Here is a 13,384-nt window from a genome sequence, read left to right as displayed (position 1 = left end):
AGTCGAGCGGGAGCAAGCTCCCTCGCCACAGGTGATCGGGTTGCTCTTAGAGCTCCGGTGTCCACGTCACCCCAAACATCCACGCCCGTCCTTCCTCACGATAGCCAAACTGGCTGCCGTCATGGCTGTACAGCGCCCGGCTGTACCCCTTGTCCAGCAGGTTATCGACCTTCAGCTCAAGCTTGATCTCACGATTCAGCGCCCAACTGCTGCGCAGTCCCAGCAGTGCATACCCGCCTAACGGCTGCTGATTTTTCTCATCGTCATAACTGCTGCTCACCGCTTGCCAACTGGCGCCGAGGCTCAGTCGATCAAACTGTCGGTCCAGATCCAGGCTCAACGTCCGCCGTGCGCGACGCGCCAGGGTGTGGCCACTGTCGCGATCCCGCGGGTCGATGATCGCCACGCCAAGAGCGCTCTGCCAGCCAAACAGTTCCTGCTTCAACGCCGCTTCAAATCCGTTGATCCGCGCGGAGGCGACGTTCTGCGGGCGGTCGTTGCTGCCGAAGATGATCGCGTCCTTGAGGTCGGTGCGATACAGCGAGGCTTCGAGGCGGCTGAAATCGGTCAGCTGACTGCGCCATTGCAGCTCATAGCTTTTCGAGGTTTCAGGCTTCAGGTCCGGATTGCTGAAGTCCGGGTAATACAAGTCATTGAACGTCGGTGCGCGAAAGCCTTCGCTGTAGGTCAGCAGCACGTCGTTGTCCGGGTTCAGCGGCAAGGTGAACGTGCCGCTCCAGCTGTTCTGACTGCCGAACTGCTGGTTCTGGTCGTGGCGCAGGCCCAGTTCCGTGGAGAAGCTGTCCGCCTGATAACGATGCTGGATAAACGCCGCGCGGTTCCAGCGGCTGTCCTCGTCGAAGGCGGTGCTGCTGTTGATGCGGTCTTCGTACCAGTCGCCGCCAAGGATCAGGCTGTTGCGCTCGTTCAGCGTCAGGTCGTTCTGCCAGTTCACTGAGTCGCGATACGTGTTGAACACGCTGCGTTCGTCGCTGAGCTTGTCGAAGGACTTCTCGCGATTCTCGCTGTGGCCGAATTCGACGCGGGTTTTCCACAGGTCGTTGATGCGCGCGTCGACGTAACTGCTGACGCCGCTCACGGTGAAATCACTGTAAGTCTGCTGTTGGTAGGACGCTTCTGTCATTTCGTCATAGCGCCCGAATGGACTATCGATCTCGCTTTTGCCACGGTTATCCAGCACGTTGGCGCCGATTTCGACGTCATCGGTGAGGGCGTGACTCAGGCTCAGGCTCAACGACTTGTTGCGATACTCATCGTGATCGCCATCGCTCGGGTACGACTCATGGGTGCGATTGATCCCGGCGGTTTCATCAAGGCTGGCGCCCAGGTTGAAGCGGGTTTTCTCATCTCCACCGGATAATCCGAGGCTGCGCTCCCACGTCTGGTTGCTGCCAAAACCCATATGCAGACGCGGTTGCAGACCTTGTTCGGCGCCACGGCGGGTGAAAATCTGGATGACCCCGCCAATCGCATCGCTGCCGTAAATCACCGAACGGGAGCCGCGCAGCACTTCCACGCGCTCGATCTGTTCGATGTTGAGGTGTTGCAGGTTGCTGTCGCCGGACGTCGAGTTGCCGATGCGTTGACCATCCACCAGCACCAGGCTCTGCGCCGACTTTGTCCCCCGAATGTAAATCCCCGGCAGGCTGCCGCGCCCGCCGGTTTGGCCGACCTGCACGCCCGGCACCCGACGCAGCAAGTCGGTGACGCTGCCCGGTTGCAGGCGGTCGATGTCTTCGCGGGTGAACACGGTGTTGGCGGCGCTGCTGTCGTTGCGGGCTTCGACCTGGCGGTTGGCGCTGATCAGCACGTCGGGCAGCTTCAGGGCCTGGTCGCGTTCGAAGGTGTCGGCCAGCAGGTGTCCGGACGGTAGAAGCGTCAGCGTCAGGGCGAGGGGGGAGAGTTTCATGGGCAGTCCGTTGACGCTTTAAAGCGAATACAAGTTTTGAAGGGCACAGAAAACCAATGTGGGAGCGAGCCTGCTCGCGATTGCGGTCTGTCAGTCAACATCTACATTGACTGACAGACCGCAATCGCGAGCAGGCCCGCTCCCACAGGGTATTGCATTTATTCAGCGGATCAGATGTTCAGCAGTTCCAGGCGTTCACGCACTGACGCTTCAATGCCGGCTTCATCCAACCCGCACTCGGCCAGCATTTGCGCCGGCTTGGCGTGCTCGACATAGCTGTCCGGCAAGCCCAGGTGCAGCATCGACTTGAGGATGTTTTCCCGGGCGAGGAATTCGCTCACCGCACCACCGGCACCGCCCATGATCGCGTTTTCTTCGATGGTCACCAGCAACTCATGGCTGCCGGCAATCTCGCGAACCAGCGCTTCATCCAGCGGTTTGACGAAACGCATGTCGACCACGGTGGCATCCAGCGTCTCGGCGACTTTCAGCGCTTCGGCCAGTTGTACGCCAAACACCAGCAGGGCAACTTTGCTGCCCTGGCGGCGAACCACGCCTTTGCCGATTTCGATCGGTTGCAGGTCTTTTTCGATGGTTGCGTTCGGGCCGTTGCCGCGCGGGTAACGCACCGCCGCCGGGCCGTTGTACAGGTGGCCGGTGGTGAGCATTTTGCGCAGTTCGTTTTCATCGCTCGGGGTCATCACCAGCATGCCGGGGATGCAGCGCAGGAACGACAGATCGAAACTGCCCGCGTGCGTCGGGCCGTCTTCGCCCACCAGGCCTGCGCGGTCGATGGCGAACAGCACGTCGAGGTTTTGCACCGCGACGTCGTGGATCAGTTGATCGTAGCCGCGTTGCAGGAAGGTCGAGTAAATCGCCACCACCGGTTTCGCACCTTCGCAGGCCATGCCGGCCGCGAAGGTCACGGCGTGTTGCTCGGCGATGGCTACGTCGAAATAGCGCAGCGGAAAACGCTCGCTGAACGCCACCAGATCGGAGCCTTCCTTCATCGCCGGTGTAATACCGACCAGGCGTGGATCAGAAGCCGCCATGTCGCACAGCCATTCACCGAACACACCGGAATACTTCGGCCCGCCCGCCTTTTTCGGCGCAGCGGCCGGTGCGTCGACCGGTTCGAGCTTGGTGATCGCGTGGTAACCGATCGGGTCGACTTCCGCCGGGGCGAAGCCTTTGCCTTTCTTGGTGACGACGTGCAGGAATTGCGGGCCTTTCAGATCGCGCATGTTGCGCAGGGTGGCGATCAGGGTTGGCAGGTCGTGGCCATCGATCGGGCCGATGTAGTTCCAGCCCAACTCTTCGAACAGCGTGCCGGGGACCAGCATGCCTTTGGCGTATTCTTCGGTGCGGCGGGCGATTTCCCAGGCGCCGGGCAGGCGCGACAGGACCTTTTTGCTGCCTTCGCGCATGCTCGCGTAGGTGCGGCTGGAAAGGATTTTCGCCAGGTAATTCGACAAGCCACCGACGTTGCGCGAGATCGACATGTCGTTGTCGTTGAGGATCACCAGCATGTTGGCGTTCACTTCCGGCGCGTGGTTCAGCGCTTCGAACGCCATGCCGGCGGTCAACGCGCCGTCGCCGATCACCGCAATGGCCTTGCGATCACTGTTCTGCAGGCGGGCGGCAATGGCCATGCCCAGCGCTGCGCTGATCGAGGTGCTGGAGTGGCCGACGCCAAAGGTGTCGTACTCGCTCTCGGAACGACGCGGGAAGGCTGCAACGCCGTCCTTCTGGCGCAGGGTGGCCATGCGCTCGCGACGGCCGGTGAGGATTTTGTGCGGATAAGCCTGATGACCCACGTCCCACACCAGCCGGTCGTCCGGGGTGTCGAAGACGTAATGCAACGCGATGGTCAGCTCGATGACGCCCAGGCCTGCACCGAAATGCCCGCCGGTCTGACCGACCGTGTAGAGCAATTCCAGGCGCAACTCATCGGCCAGGGTTTCCAGCTCGGCTTCGCCTAACCGGCGCAGGCCGTCCGGCGTGTTGGCACGGTCGAGCAGGGGCGTGGTCGGGCGCTTGCGGGGAATCTCATGAAACGTCGTGGGCATCAGGCGAATCGTTATAGGTATAGAAGAGGCGGCAGTTTACCTGATGCATCGGCCCCTGCCCACGCGTTGGTCTTTTTTGGCGGATACGCCGTCAGCTGCGGCGGTCGACGATATAACGGGCCAGGTCGCGCAACGGCTCGGCGGCCGCGTCAAACGGTCGCAGCGCGTGCAGGGCCTGGTCGCGCAGTTCCAGGGCGTAGGCCTTGGCCGCATCGAGGCCGAGCAGGGCCGGGTAGGTCGGCTTGTCGCGAGCGATGTCGGCGCCCTGGCGTTTGCCAAGGGTCTCGGTGTCACTTTCGACGTCAAGAATGTCGTCCTGCACTTGAAATGCCAGGCCGATGGCCTGTGCATACGCCTTCAAGGACTTCAGTTCGTCCTTCTCGGCACGGCCGCTGGCCAGGGCGCCGAGTTTGACGCTGACCTCGATCAGCGCGCCGGTCTTGTGCCGGTGCATGGTTTCCAAGGCTTTTTGATCGAGCTTCAAGCCCACCGAGCCGAGGTCGATGGCTTGGCCGCCGACCATGCCCGCCGGGCCTGCCGCCAACGCCAGAGCGCTGACCATTTGCAGGCGAATCTCTGCCTCCGATGAGCTCAGGCGCGGGTCGAGCAGGGCGCTGAACGCCAGGCTCTGCAAACCGTCGCCGGCGAGAATCGCGCAGGCTTCATCGAATTTTTTGTGGGTGGTTGGCTGGCCGCGCCGCAGATCGTCGTCGTCCATCGCCGGCAGATCGTCGTGAACCAGGGAGTAAGCGTGAATCAGCTCCACCGCGCAGGCCGCGCCGTTGGCTTGCTCAGCCTTGCCGCCCAACGCTTCGCACGCGGCGTAGGCCAGCAATGGACGAACGCGTTTACCGCCGTTCATCACGCTGTAGCGCATGGCTTCGTACAGCCGCGCGAGTTCCGGGCTTGGCGCGTTGAACAAGGTTTCCAGTGCCGCATTGACGCGGGCCTGGCTGGTCGCCGAATACGCTGCAATCATTCTGGTTGATCCGCGTCGAAGGGTTCCTCGGCCAGCTCGCCATCACGTTCGAGCAGCACTTGAACCTTTTGCTCGGCCTGGGCCAGCGCTGCCTGGCAATCGCGGGTCAGACCGATGCCCTGCTCGAAAGCGGTCAGCGAGTCTTCCAGCGACAGTTCGCCGTTCTCCAGTCGCTCCACCAGCGTTTGCAGGTCGGCGAGGGATTGTTCGAAATCCAGTGCAGCTTTTTTACGGGCCATGGCGGCGATTTCCGGTTGACGTTAAACCGGCGCGACACTAGCAGACATGGGGGTTATGGGCAAATGAGCGGCCGTTGTCAGCTGGGGATTTGGTTGAACACCATCAATCCCCCGCTGCCTGATACACCGTCATCGCAGGCAAGCCAGCTCCCACAGGGTTTCGGATACATCCGCGAGAACAGAATTGTTCGGCTCATTTTGTGAGCCGAATAAGGCTGCTATTCGGCTCACGCCTGACAACATCGTGATAACCCCCGCAATTCGAGATGTATCCGATTGTTAAAAATCCTCCAAATGGCTAACCTTCGCGGCTTCTACGACCCAATAGTCACGGGTCTTTCTGACGAAACGCAGTTTTTGGATCTGTAACGCGCCGAGGATCAGGCGCAAGGTTTCGTTATGCATGGCAGGAGGCGTCACATGCGTTCATTTTTTCTATGCCTGATGGGGTGGCTCTGCGCGACGGCTGCCTGCGCCGAGCCGACGGCCGAGCTGTCGGAGCCGGTGGGCGGCTGGCGCTACAACGGCCTGCTCGATCGCAGCGAAAACCCACAAGTGGCCTATCCCACGCCGCCCATCGACCGGGGCGGGCAGCGCAATCGCACGATGATCCAGGGCCAGCTCAAGGCCATTGGCACGCAACGCGGGCCGCACACGCTGGCGGTCAACGGCAATCCATTGAACCTCTACACCGACGACCAAGGACGTTTCGCCCGGCCGTACGCGTTTGGCGCCGGTTCCAATAGCGTCGAAGTGCGCAGTGCCGAAGGCAAATCCCTCAAGCGCGTTCAGTTCTACGAAGCCAATAACCTGCGCACCCCGGCGCGGATTCGCGTGGTGCTGGGTTGGGACGATCCGAAGGCTGAACTCGACCTGCACATTATTACCCCCGACGGCCAGCATGCGTTCTGGGCTCGCCCGGCGATGAGCAACGGCGGTGGCCTGGACCCGGACGGCGTCGATGGCCCCGGCCCGGAAATGTTCACCATGACCGCGCCGCTGCATGGCACCTATCTGGTTTACGTGAACTATTGGGGCAACTTCGGCAGCGGCGGCTATAACTTCGATGAGACCAGCAACCAGAACGAGGTGATCACCTCGCAGATCAATCTGGTGCTCAACGAAAACACCGTCGACGAAAAACGCGAGACCTTCATCGTGCCCCTGCGCGCGATCGGTGACCTGCTGCTGGTCAAGACTTTCAACTATTAAGCATCCCGCACCACGGATGAATTGCTGAGCTTTGGGAACATGAGCGTGAACATGAGCGATAACACTGTTTCTCCTGCCGAACCCGCAGCCAAATCCTCCCGGCGTTGGCCTGTGCTGCTGGGCGGGCTGATCCTTGTGGCAGGCGTGGCGGCCGGACTTGGCTGGTTCATGCACAAACCCAAGGCGCTGCCCGCCGAGTTGGCCAGCGATAAACTGGGCATGAGCCGGCCGGACGGTCTGCTCGAAACCCACTCCTTGAGCCAGTTGCCCAAAGACTTGCTGGCGGTGCCGTTCCTCAAGGAAACCCTCACCGAAGATTTCGTCTTCTATTACGAAGCCCATGCCGATCGCCTTGGCTTGATCGGCAGTCTGCGCCGGATCATCTACGAACATGACCTGAAATTGCAGGACAGCCTGATCGAACAGCTTTTCGATCAACCGGCGGACGTAGCGTTGTGGCGCGGGGCGGATGGCCGCCTGAAAGACTTTTTGTTGGTGATGGATCGTGGTGGTCTGGCCAAAGTGCTGGAGCCGCTGGCGAAAGTGGCGCTGGATGATTCGCAGCTGACCCAGCTCAGTGAGATGAAGGTCGGCGGTGATGTGGTGCCGCTTTATCAGCTCACCTACAACCACAGCAAAGCGCTGCTGTTCGCCTCCCATGGCGACAAACTGGTGGTGCTGTCCAACCCGGCCAAACTCTACGAGACCGGCCACGGTCCGGTCGATGAACCCGGCATGGTCTCGACTGAATCGCTGGAAGCACTGCTTGGCGGGCAGAAACTGTTCCCCGAAGCCTTCGGCCTGCCACCTCGCGCCCCTGAAGTGAAACAACGCCTCTCGGTCAATTCCAGCGTCCTGGCCATGGGTTACCAGCGTTTCATCCCGAACTTCGCCGGCCTGCGTTTCGATATGGACGACAAAGGCTGGCACAGCTTCCTCGCCATGGACGAACTGGAAAACCAGCCGGACTTCGATTTCAAACCGATCTGGCAAGCCATGCCGATGGGGGCCAGCGCTTGTGTGGCGCTACCGCTCGCCGCCGAACAACAGAAACCGTTGCTGGTGAAACTCGGCGCCGAAGAAACCGTGGCCCAGGCCCTGACCGAACACATGGCCGGTGCTGCCGGCCTGTGCTGGTATGCCGATTCGCGGCTGTACACGCCGCTGCTGGTGGCCAGCCTGAACGATGATGACAGCGCCAAACTCGATGGCGACCTGGGCAGCCTTTTCGGTTCGATGGTCGGCGCCTACGAAGGCAACGTCGAAGAACACGCGTTCCCGGTGGTGGAAAAACTGGAAGGTGAACACCACCAGTGGCAGCGTCAGGTCAGCTCCAACTTCGGCCCTTACAAAGCCAAGGATGCCGAGAACCCGGACGCGATCACCGGCAAGGCCTTCATGAAAGTCAGCCTGGCGCGCCACGGTTCGACACTGCTGTTTTCCCTCGATGACAAGCTGGTGGACAAAGCCCTCGGCACCCTCGACAAACGTTTCCCGCCGATGGCCGACGTGGTGCCGAAAGACCTGCTGATGCCGGTCTACTTCGGCCCGGATTCCATGGCGCAACTGATGCAACAGGAAACCCTCGACAGCCTGCCGCAGGACATGGAGCCGGTGTTCTATAACGCCGCACAAACTTACCTGATCCCGAAACTGCGCAAGCTCGGCGGCTACGGAAAATACGCGCTGACGTTGCCGGAAGGCAGCGAGCCCGACGGCCACTGGCAATGGCTGCCACTGGAATGGAAAGCCCTGTGACCGCACTTATCCGAGGCCTCGGCCTGCTGGCGATGTTGCTCGGCAGTCGCGCATTTGCCAGTGACGCCGCGCCGCTCGACCCGCAGCAATCCCAGGTGTTTCGCGCCTGGTTCGTGCGCATCGCCCAGGAGCAGCTGACCCAAGGCCCGAGCCCGCGCTGGTATCAGCAGGACTGCGCAGGGCTGGTGCGTTTTGCCGCCAACGAAGCGCTGAAAGTCCATGACGACAAATGGCTGCGCAGCAATGGCCTGTCCAACCGCTACCTGCCGCCGGAGCTGCAACTGAGCGACGCCCAACGCGGCCTCGCCCAGCAATGGCAGCAGGGCGGCGGCAAGGTCGGGCCTTACGTCAACGCGATCAAACTGATTCAGTTCAACAGCCATCTGGTTGGCCGCGACGTGGCGCAAGCGCGACCCGGCGACCTGATGTTTTTCGATCAGGGCGACGACCAGCACCTGATGATCTGGATGGGCCGCTACATCGCCTATCACACCGGCACCACCACCCCCACTGACAACGGCATGCGATCCGCGAGCCTGCAGCAACTCATGACATGGAAGGACACCCGATGGATACCCGACGCAGCCAACCCCAACTTCATCGGCGTCTATCGACTGAACTTTCTCTCCCAATGACCGGTGCCCGCATGCTGCGCTTTCTGTCTCTATTGTTGGTGTTGGTCCTGCCTGTTTCGGCAGTGAACGCCGAAGACACCGTCGAGCCGAGCGGCTACACGCCGGTGGCCGGTGAAAGTTTTTTCCTGCTGGCGGACAGCAGTTTTGCCAGTGACGAGCAGGCGATGGTGCGCCTCGAAGCGCCGGGCCGTGACTATCGCCGCTTTCGCATGGAGCCCTACGGCGGCGCGGACATTCGGGTGTATCGCATCGACAAGCCGCTGGATTTCCTCAAGCGCCAGAAGAACCTGCATCGCGTGGTCAGCGACGGCCAATTCAAGGGTGAAGGTCTGTCGAACACCCTCGCGTACCTGTGGGACAACTGGTACCGCAAATCCCGTCGCGTGATGCAGCGGGCGTTTTCCTACGAGTCGCGCAAACAAGTCACCGAGGAAGTGCCTGAACTGAAGATGGGCACCGCGATTGCTGCGCCAACGCCTTACGACGCCCAGCCGCAATTCGCACTGATTCCAGGCCTGCCGGTGGTCAGCCAGTTCCGTTATCCGCTGTGGCAAGCCAAACCGATCCAGCCACCAGAAGGCGTGAATCTGGCCGGTTCGTCCAGCGAGTTCGTCACTGTCGCGCCAGGCAACGTGTACATCCCGTTGGGCAACCTGAAACCGGGGCTGTATCTGGTGGAAGCGCTGATCGGCAAGTACCGCGCGACCACCATGGTCTTCGTCTCCAACACCGTGGCCGTGAGCAAGATTGCCGGTGATGAACTGCTGGTCTGGGCGGCGCGCAAACACGAAGGCAGTTCGGTGCCTAAGGTGAATGTGCTGTGGACCGATGGCCTCGGCGTAATGAGCAGTGGCGCCACCGATGCCGATGGTTTGCTGCGTCTGAAACACGTCAGTCCGGAGCGTTCGTTCGTGATCGGCGAGGACGAAGAGGGCGGGGTGTTTGTCTCCGAGAACTTCTATTACGACAGCGAAATCTACGACACCAAACTCTATGCCTTCACCGACCGGCCGCTGTATCGGCCGGGGGATTGGGTGTCGCTGAAAATCGTCGGTCGCGAGTTCAAGAACGCCCGGGATTCCGTGGCACCGACCGCTGCCGACGTCAACGTGACGGTACTCGATGCCACGGGCACCGCGCTGCAATCGCTGGCGCTGAAGCTCGATTCCAAGGCTGGCACTCAAGGTCGTTTCCAGTTGCCGGACAATGCCGTGGCGGGCGGTTATGAACTGCGTTTCAGCTACAAGGATCAGGCCTACAGCAGCGCTTTCCGGGTTGCCGAATACATCAAGCCGCACTTCGAAATCTCGTTGAACCTGGCCAAGCAGGATTACCGCACCGGCGAGCCGGTCAAAGGCAGCCTGGTGCTGCTGTACCCGGACGGCAAGCCCGTCGCGAATGCCAAACTGACCCTGAGCCTGCGCGCCCAGCAACTGTCGATGGTCGATAACGAGCTGCAATACCTCGGGCAATTCCCGGTGGAACTGACCAGTACCGAATTGACCACCGACGCCAAAGGCAACGCGACCCTCGACCTGCCCGCCGCCGAGAAACCGAGCCGCTACATGCTCACCGTTTTCGCCAGCGATGGTGCGGCGTATCGGGTCAGGACCACCAAGGAAATCCTCATCGACCGGGGGGCCGCGAGTTTCAGTCTGCGGGCGCCGCAGCGCTTCAGTGCGGTGGGTGACAAGGTTGTTTTCAGCTACGCCAACGAAGGTGGCAGCGAGCAGAGCAAAGCGGTCACGCCGAGCGGCTACAGCTGGGTGCGTCTGGAAGATCAGAGCACCGGTGAAGGCAAACTTGCCGCATCCGATAAGGGCTTCACGCTGGCGTTCGAGCGTCCTGGCACTTACAACCTGACCTTGAAGGATGACCACGGTCGCGTGGTCGGCGCCACAGGCCATTCAGTCACCGGCGATGGCGTCAAAGCCGTGCCCGGCACCGTGGAAATCGTCCTCGACAAACCCGAGTACAAGGCAGGCGACGAAGCCCTTGCGCTGATCACTTTTCCGGAGCCCGTCAGCGATGCACTGCTGTCGCTGGAGCGCGACAAAGTCGAGGCGACTGCGCTGCTGTCCAAGGGCGGTGACTGGCTGAAGATGGAAAAACTCAGCGACACCCAATACCGAGCACGCATCCCGGTGAAGGACAATTTCGCGCCGAACCTGACGTTCTCGGTTCTGTACACCAAGGGCGGTCAATACAGCTTCCAGAACGCCGGCATCAAGGTGATTGCGCCGCAGATCGACGTGGCTATCACCACCGACAAAGAAGCGTATCAACCGGGCGATACCGTGTCCGTCGACCTCACCACCCAATTCGCCGGCAAGCCGATTCCGGCGCACCTGACGGTCAGCGTGGTCGACGAAATGGTCTACGCGCTGCAACCGGAAGTCGCGCCGACCATCGACCAGTTCTTCTACCATCCACGCCGCAACAACGTGCGCACCAGCGCCAGTCTGTCGTTCATCAGTTACGACGTCGCGTTGCCGGGCAGCCCAGGCGCGCCGGGCAAAGCCAATCGCAGCGAGCGAGGCGTGAAAGTGCTGGAGCGGCCACGTCGTGAAGACGTCGACACCGCCGCATGGCAGCCGGAATTGATCACCGACGCCAACGGCAAAACCCGCTTCACCTTCAAGATGCCGGACTCGCTGACCCGCTGGCGCATCACCGCGCGAGCCATCGCCGATGACGGTCAGGTCGGGCAGAAAAAGCAATTCGTGCGCTCGGAAAAACCGCTGTACCTGAAGTGGAGCGGCCCGAGCAAATTCCGTACGGGCGACAAGCCGGATCTCGGTGTGTTCGCCTTCAGCCAGGCGGACAAACCGGTCAAGGCTGAGCTGGTGATTCATTTCGCCGGTGCCGAACAGCGGGTGCCGGTGACGCTGAACAACGGCATCAACTACATCGCGTTGCCAGCGTTCGACTTGGCCACGGGCGAGTGGACCGCCGAGCTGGTGCTGGACGGCAAAACCGCTGACGCGCTGGCCGTGCGCCTGACCGCGACCGGCGAAGGCTGGCAGGTCACACAAAGCCAAAGCCTGGACGTGGCCAGCGGCGACACGCCGCTGACCTTGCCGGTGGACGCAACGGACATTCGCCTGCGGCTGGATGACAGCCCGCAAGCGCTGTTCCGCTCGGCGCTCGATGATTTGCTGAGCTATCCGTACGGCGGCGTCGAGCAGACGGCCAGTCGTTTGCTGCCGTTGAGCATCGCGTACCCGACCTTGTCGTCGAACCCGCAGATCCGCGATCGCTTGCGGTTGATCATGCAAAACAGCCGTCTGCGCCTGGTGCAAATGGCCGGGCCTTCGGCGAGCTTCACCTGGTGGGGCATGGACGGCGAGCCGGATGCGTTTCTCACGGCTTACGCGTATTACGCCGACTGGCACGCCAGCAAAGCCTTGGAACTGAGCCTGCCGCCGGAGCATTGGCAGCGGGTGCTGGAGGTGTATTCGAAGCAGGCCAAGAACACGCCGTTGTTGCAGCGGGCGCTGATTCTTTCGTTCGCCAAACAGATGCAATTGCCGGTGAACACCTTGCTCAGCGGTTTGATGGATGATCTGGCGAAAGCGGGCGAGGGTAATGCGGCGAACCTGATGGACGATGGCGAAGACAGCATCGTCATGAGCGATCCGGATTCGGCGCTCGGGTTGGCGGCGGCGCGTGCGTTGACGGCATCGTTGGCTCGTCAGTCCAAGGTGACATTGCCCGATGCTTTCAATCGTCAATTGGCCGATGCGCAACAGCGTCTGGCGGTCAGTTCCCAGCCGTTTGCCGAAGCGTTGAACCTGTCGTTGCAAGCCTTCGATCAGGCTCACGCGCAAGCCTTGTTGCAACGTCTGTTGCCGCAGCAATCGACCCTGGAGCGCGCGTTGGCGCTGACCTGGTTGCAACGCAGCATCGAGCAGGCTTCGCCCACCATCGCACTGGCACCGGGTGACGGCTGGAAGAAAAACTACGGTGATACCGGTGAGATGTATTGGACGTGGCAGGGCGCTGCGCCCGTACCGGCAGTGTTGTCGCTGACCGGGACGCAAGAGCGCCCGTTGCGGGCAGCGTTGAGTTTCCAGACTAAACAACCGCCGGTTGATCCGATGGCCGTGACCATCACCCGTCGGCTGTCGCGTCTGGTGCCGGGTGACGCGGCCTTCACCTTCAAACTCGAAGCGGTTGGCAGCAAGCCGTTGTCCAGCGACAGCCTGTATCTGGACGAAGTGATCATCACCAGCAAAGCCGCCAAGCCGCTGCGTTACGGGATGATCGAAGTGCCTCTGCCGCCGGGCGCGGATGTCGAGCGCACCACGTGGGGCATCAAATTGATGGGCAAGGCCGGTACTGAACCGACTGCGCTGGAGAAGGCGCGCTTCGAACCGGGTCAGATGGCTTACGCGATTCCGGTGGACGCCTTGAGTGGTGAATTGCGGCTGCGTCATCTGGTGCGCTTCTCGCAGAAAGGCCAGTTCAACCTGCCGCCAGTGCGTTTCACTCAGGTCTACGCGCCACAGCATCAGGCTCTGGAACAGAAACCGGCGCTGGGTCAGGTCACGGTCAACTGA

At 61.5% G+C, this 13,384-nt stretch carries 8 protein-coding genes; 4 read left to right on the top strand and 4 right to left on the bottom strand.

Going from position 1 to position 13,384, the window contains the following annotated elements; all coding sequences use genetic code 11:
• Positions 1 to 46: 46 nt before the first annotated feature.
• The 4 genes from ACM6I5_RS00935 to ACM6I5_RS00920 form a co-directional block, all read right to left on the bottom strand.
• A complete protein-coding gene (locus ACM6I5_RS00935; protein ID WP_414883024.1) occupies positions 47 to 1,930 on the bottom strand; it encodes a TonB-dependent receptor domain-containing protein in 1,884 nt (627 codons plus the stop codon).
• A 170-nt stretch (positions 1,931 to 2,100) separates the two neighbouring features.
• Complete coding sequence (dxs, locus tag ACM6I5_RS00930) at positions 2,101 to 3,999, bottom strand: 1-deoxy-D-xylulose-5-phosphate synthase (RefSeq protein WP_017341031.1); 1,899 nt, start codon at positions 3,997 to 3,999, stop codon at positions 2,101 to 2,103.
• Between the two features lie 91 nt (positions 4,000 to 4,090).
• The gene (gene ispA, locus ACM6I5_RS00925) at positions 4,091 to 4,978 is read right to left on the bottom strand and encodes a (2E,6E)-farnesyl diphosphate synthase (protein WP_017341030.1); all 888 of its coding nucleotides are present in this window, start codon (positions 4,976 to 4,978) and stop codon (positions 4,091 to 4,093) included.
• A complete protein-coding gene (locus ACM6I5_RS00920) occupies positions 4,975 to 5,217 on the bottom strand; it encodes an exodeoxyribonuclease VII small subunit (RefSeq protein ID WP_007894317.1) in 243 nt (80 codons plus the stop codon). The genes ispA and ACM6I5_RS00920 overlap by 4 nt, the downstream gene beginning before the upstream one ends.
• Before the next feature lie 420 nt (positions 5,218 to 5,637).
• Here ACM6I5_RS00920 and ACM6I5_RS00915 point away from each other — a divergent pair, with 420 nt between their 5' ends.
• The 4 genes from ACM6I5_RS00915 to ACM6I5_RS00900 are packed head-to-tail and all read left to right on the top strand — an operon-like array spanning position 5,638 to position 13,384.
• Complete coding sequence (locus ACM6I5_RS00915; protein ID WP_414883023.1) at positions 5,638 to 6,429, top strand: YfaP family protein; 792 nt, start codon at positions 5,638 to 5,640, stop codon at positions 6,427 to 6,429.
• A 51-nt stretch (positions 6,430 to 6,480) separates the two neighbouring features.
• Positions 6,481 to 8,187 (top strand): DUF2138 domain-containing protein, encoded by a 1,707-nt coding sequence (locus ACM6I5_RS00910; RefSeq protein WP_414883022.1) that lies wholly within the window; start codon positions 6,481 to 6,483, stop codon positions 8,185 to 8,187.
• Positions 8,172 to 8,822, top strand: a complete 651-nt coding sequence (locus ACM6I5_RS00905; protein WP_414878168.1) for a DUF1175 domain-containing protein — start codon at positions 8,172 to 8,174, stop codon at positions 8,820 to 8,822. The genes ACM6I5_RS00910 and ACM6I5_RS00905 overlap by 16 nt, the downstream gene beginning before the upstream one ends.
• On the top strand, positions 8,819 to 13,384 hold the full coding sequence (locus ACM6I5_RS00900; RefSeq protein WP_414883021.1) for an alpha-2-macroglobulin family protein: 4,566 nt from the start codon (positions 8,819 to 8,821) through the stop codon (positions 13,382 to 13,384). Before ACM6I5_RS00905 ends, ACM6I5_RS00900 begins: the two co-directional genes overlap by 4 nt.

This window comes from Pseudomonas sp. IT-P171, assembly GCF_949767765.1.
Taxonomy (GTDB): domain Bacteria; phylum Pseudomonadota; class Gammaproteobacteria; order Pseudomonadales; family Pseudomonadaceae; genus Aquipseudomonas; species Aquipseudomonas fluorescens_B.
This window is presented reverse-complemented; position numbering and strand designations above follow the sequence as displayed.

Excerpts from the sequence above, each read along its gene's own strand:
- dxs (WP_017341031.1), bottom strand. The coding sequence starts at position 3,999 with ATGCCCACGACGTTTCATGAGATTCCCCGCAAGCGCCCGACCACGCCC.
- ACM6I5_RS00935 (WP_414883024.1), bottom strand. The coding sequence starts at position 1,930 with ATGAAACTCTCCCCCCTCGCCCTGACGCTGACGCTTCTACCGTCCGGA.
- ACM6I5_RS00910 (WP_414883022.1), top strand. The coding sequence starts at position 6,481 with ATGAGCGATAACACTGTTTCTCCTGCCGAACCCGCAGCCAAATCCTCC.
- ACM6I5_RS00920 (WP_007894317.1), bottom strand. The coding sequence starts at position 5,217 with ATGGCCCGTAAAAAAGCTGCACTGGATTTCGAACAATCCCTCGCCGAC.
- ACM6I5_RS00915 (WP_414883023.1), top strand. The coding sequence starts at position 5,638 with ATGCGTTCATTTTTTCTATGCCTGATGGGGTGGCTCTGCGCGACGGCT.
- ispA (WP_017341030.1), bottom strand. The coding sequence starts at position 4,978 with ATGATTGCAGCGTATTCGGCGACCAGCCAGGCCCGCGTCAATGCGGCA.
- ACM6I5_RS00905 (WP_414878168.1), top strand. The coding sequence starts at position 8,172 with ATGGAAAGCCCTGTGACCGCACTTATCCGAGGCCTCGGCCTGCTGGCG.
- ACM6I5_RS00900 (WP_414883021.1), top strand. The coding sequence starts at position 8,819 with ATGACCGGTGCCCGCATGCTGCGCTTTCTGTCTCTATTGTTGGTGTTG.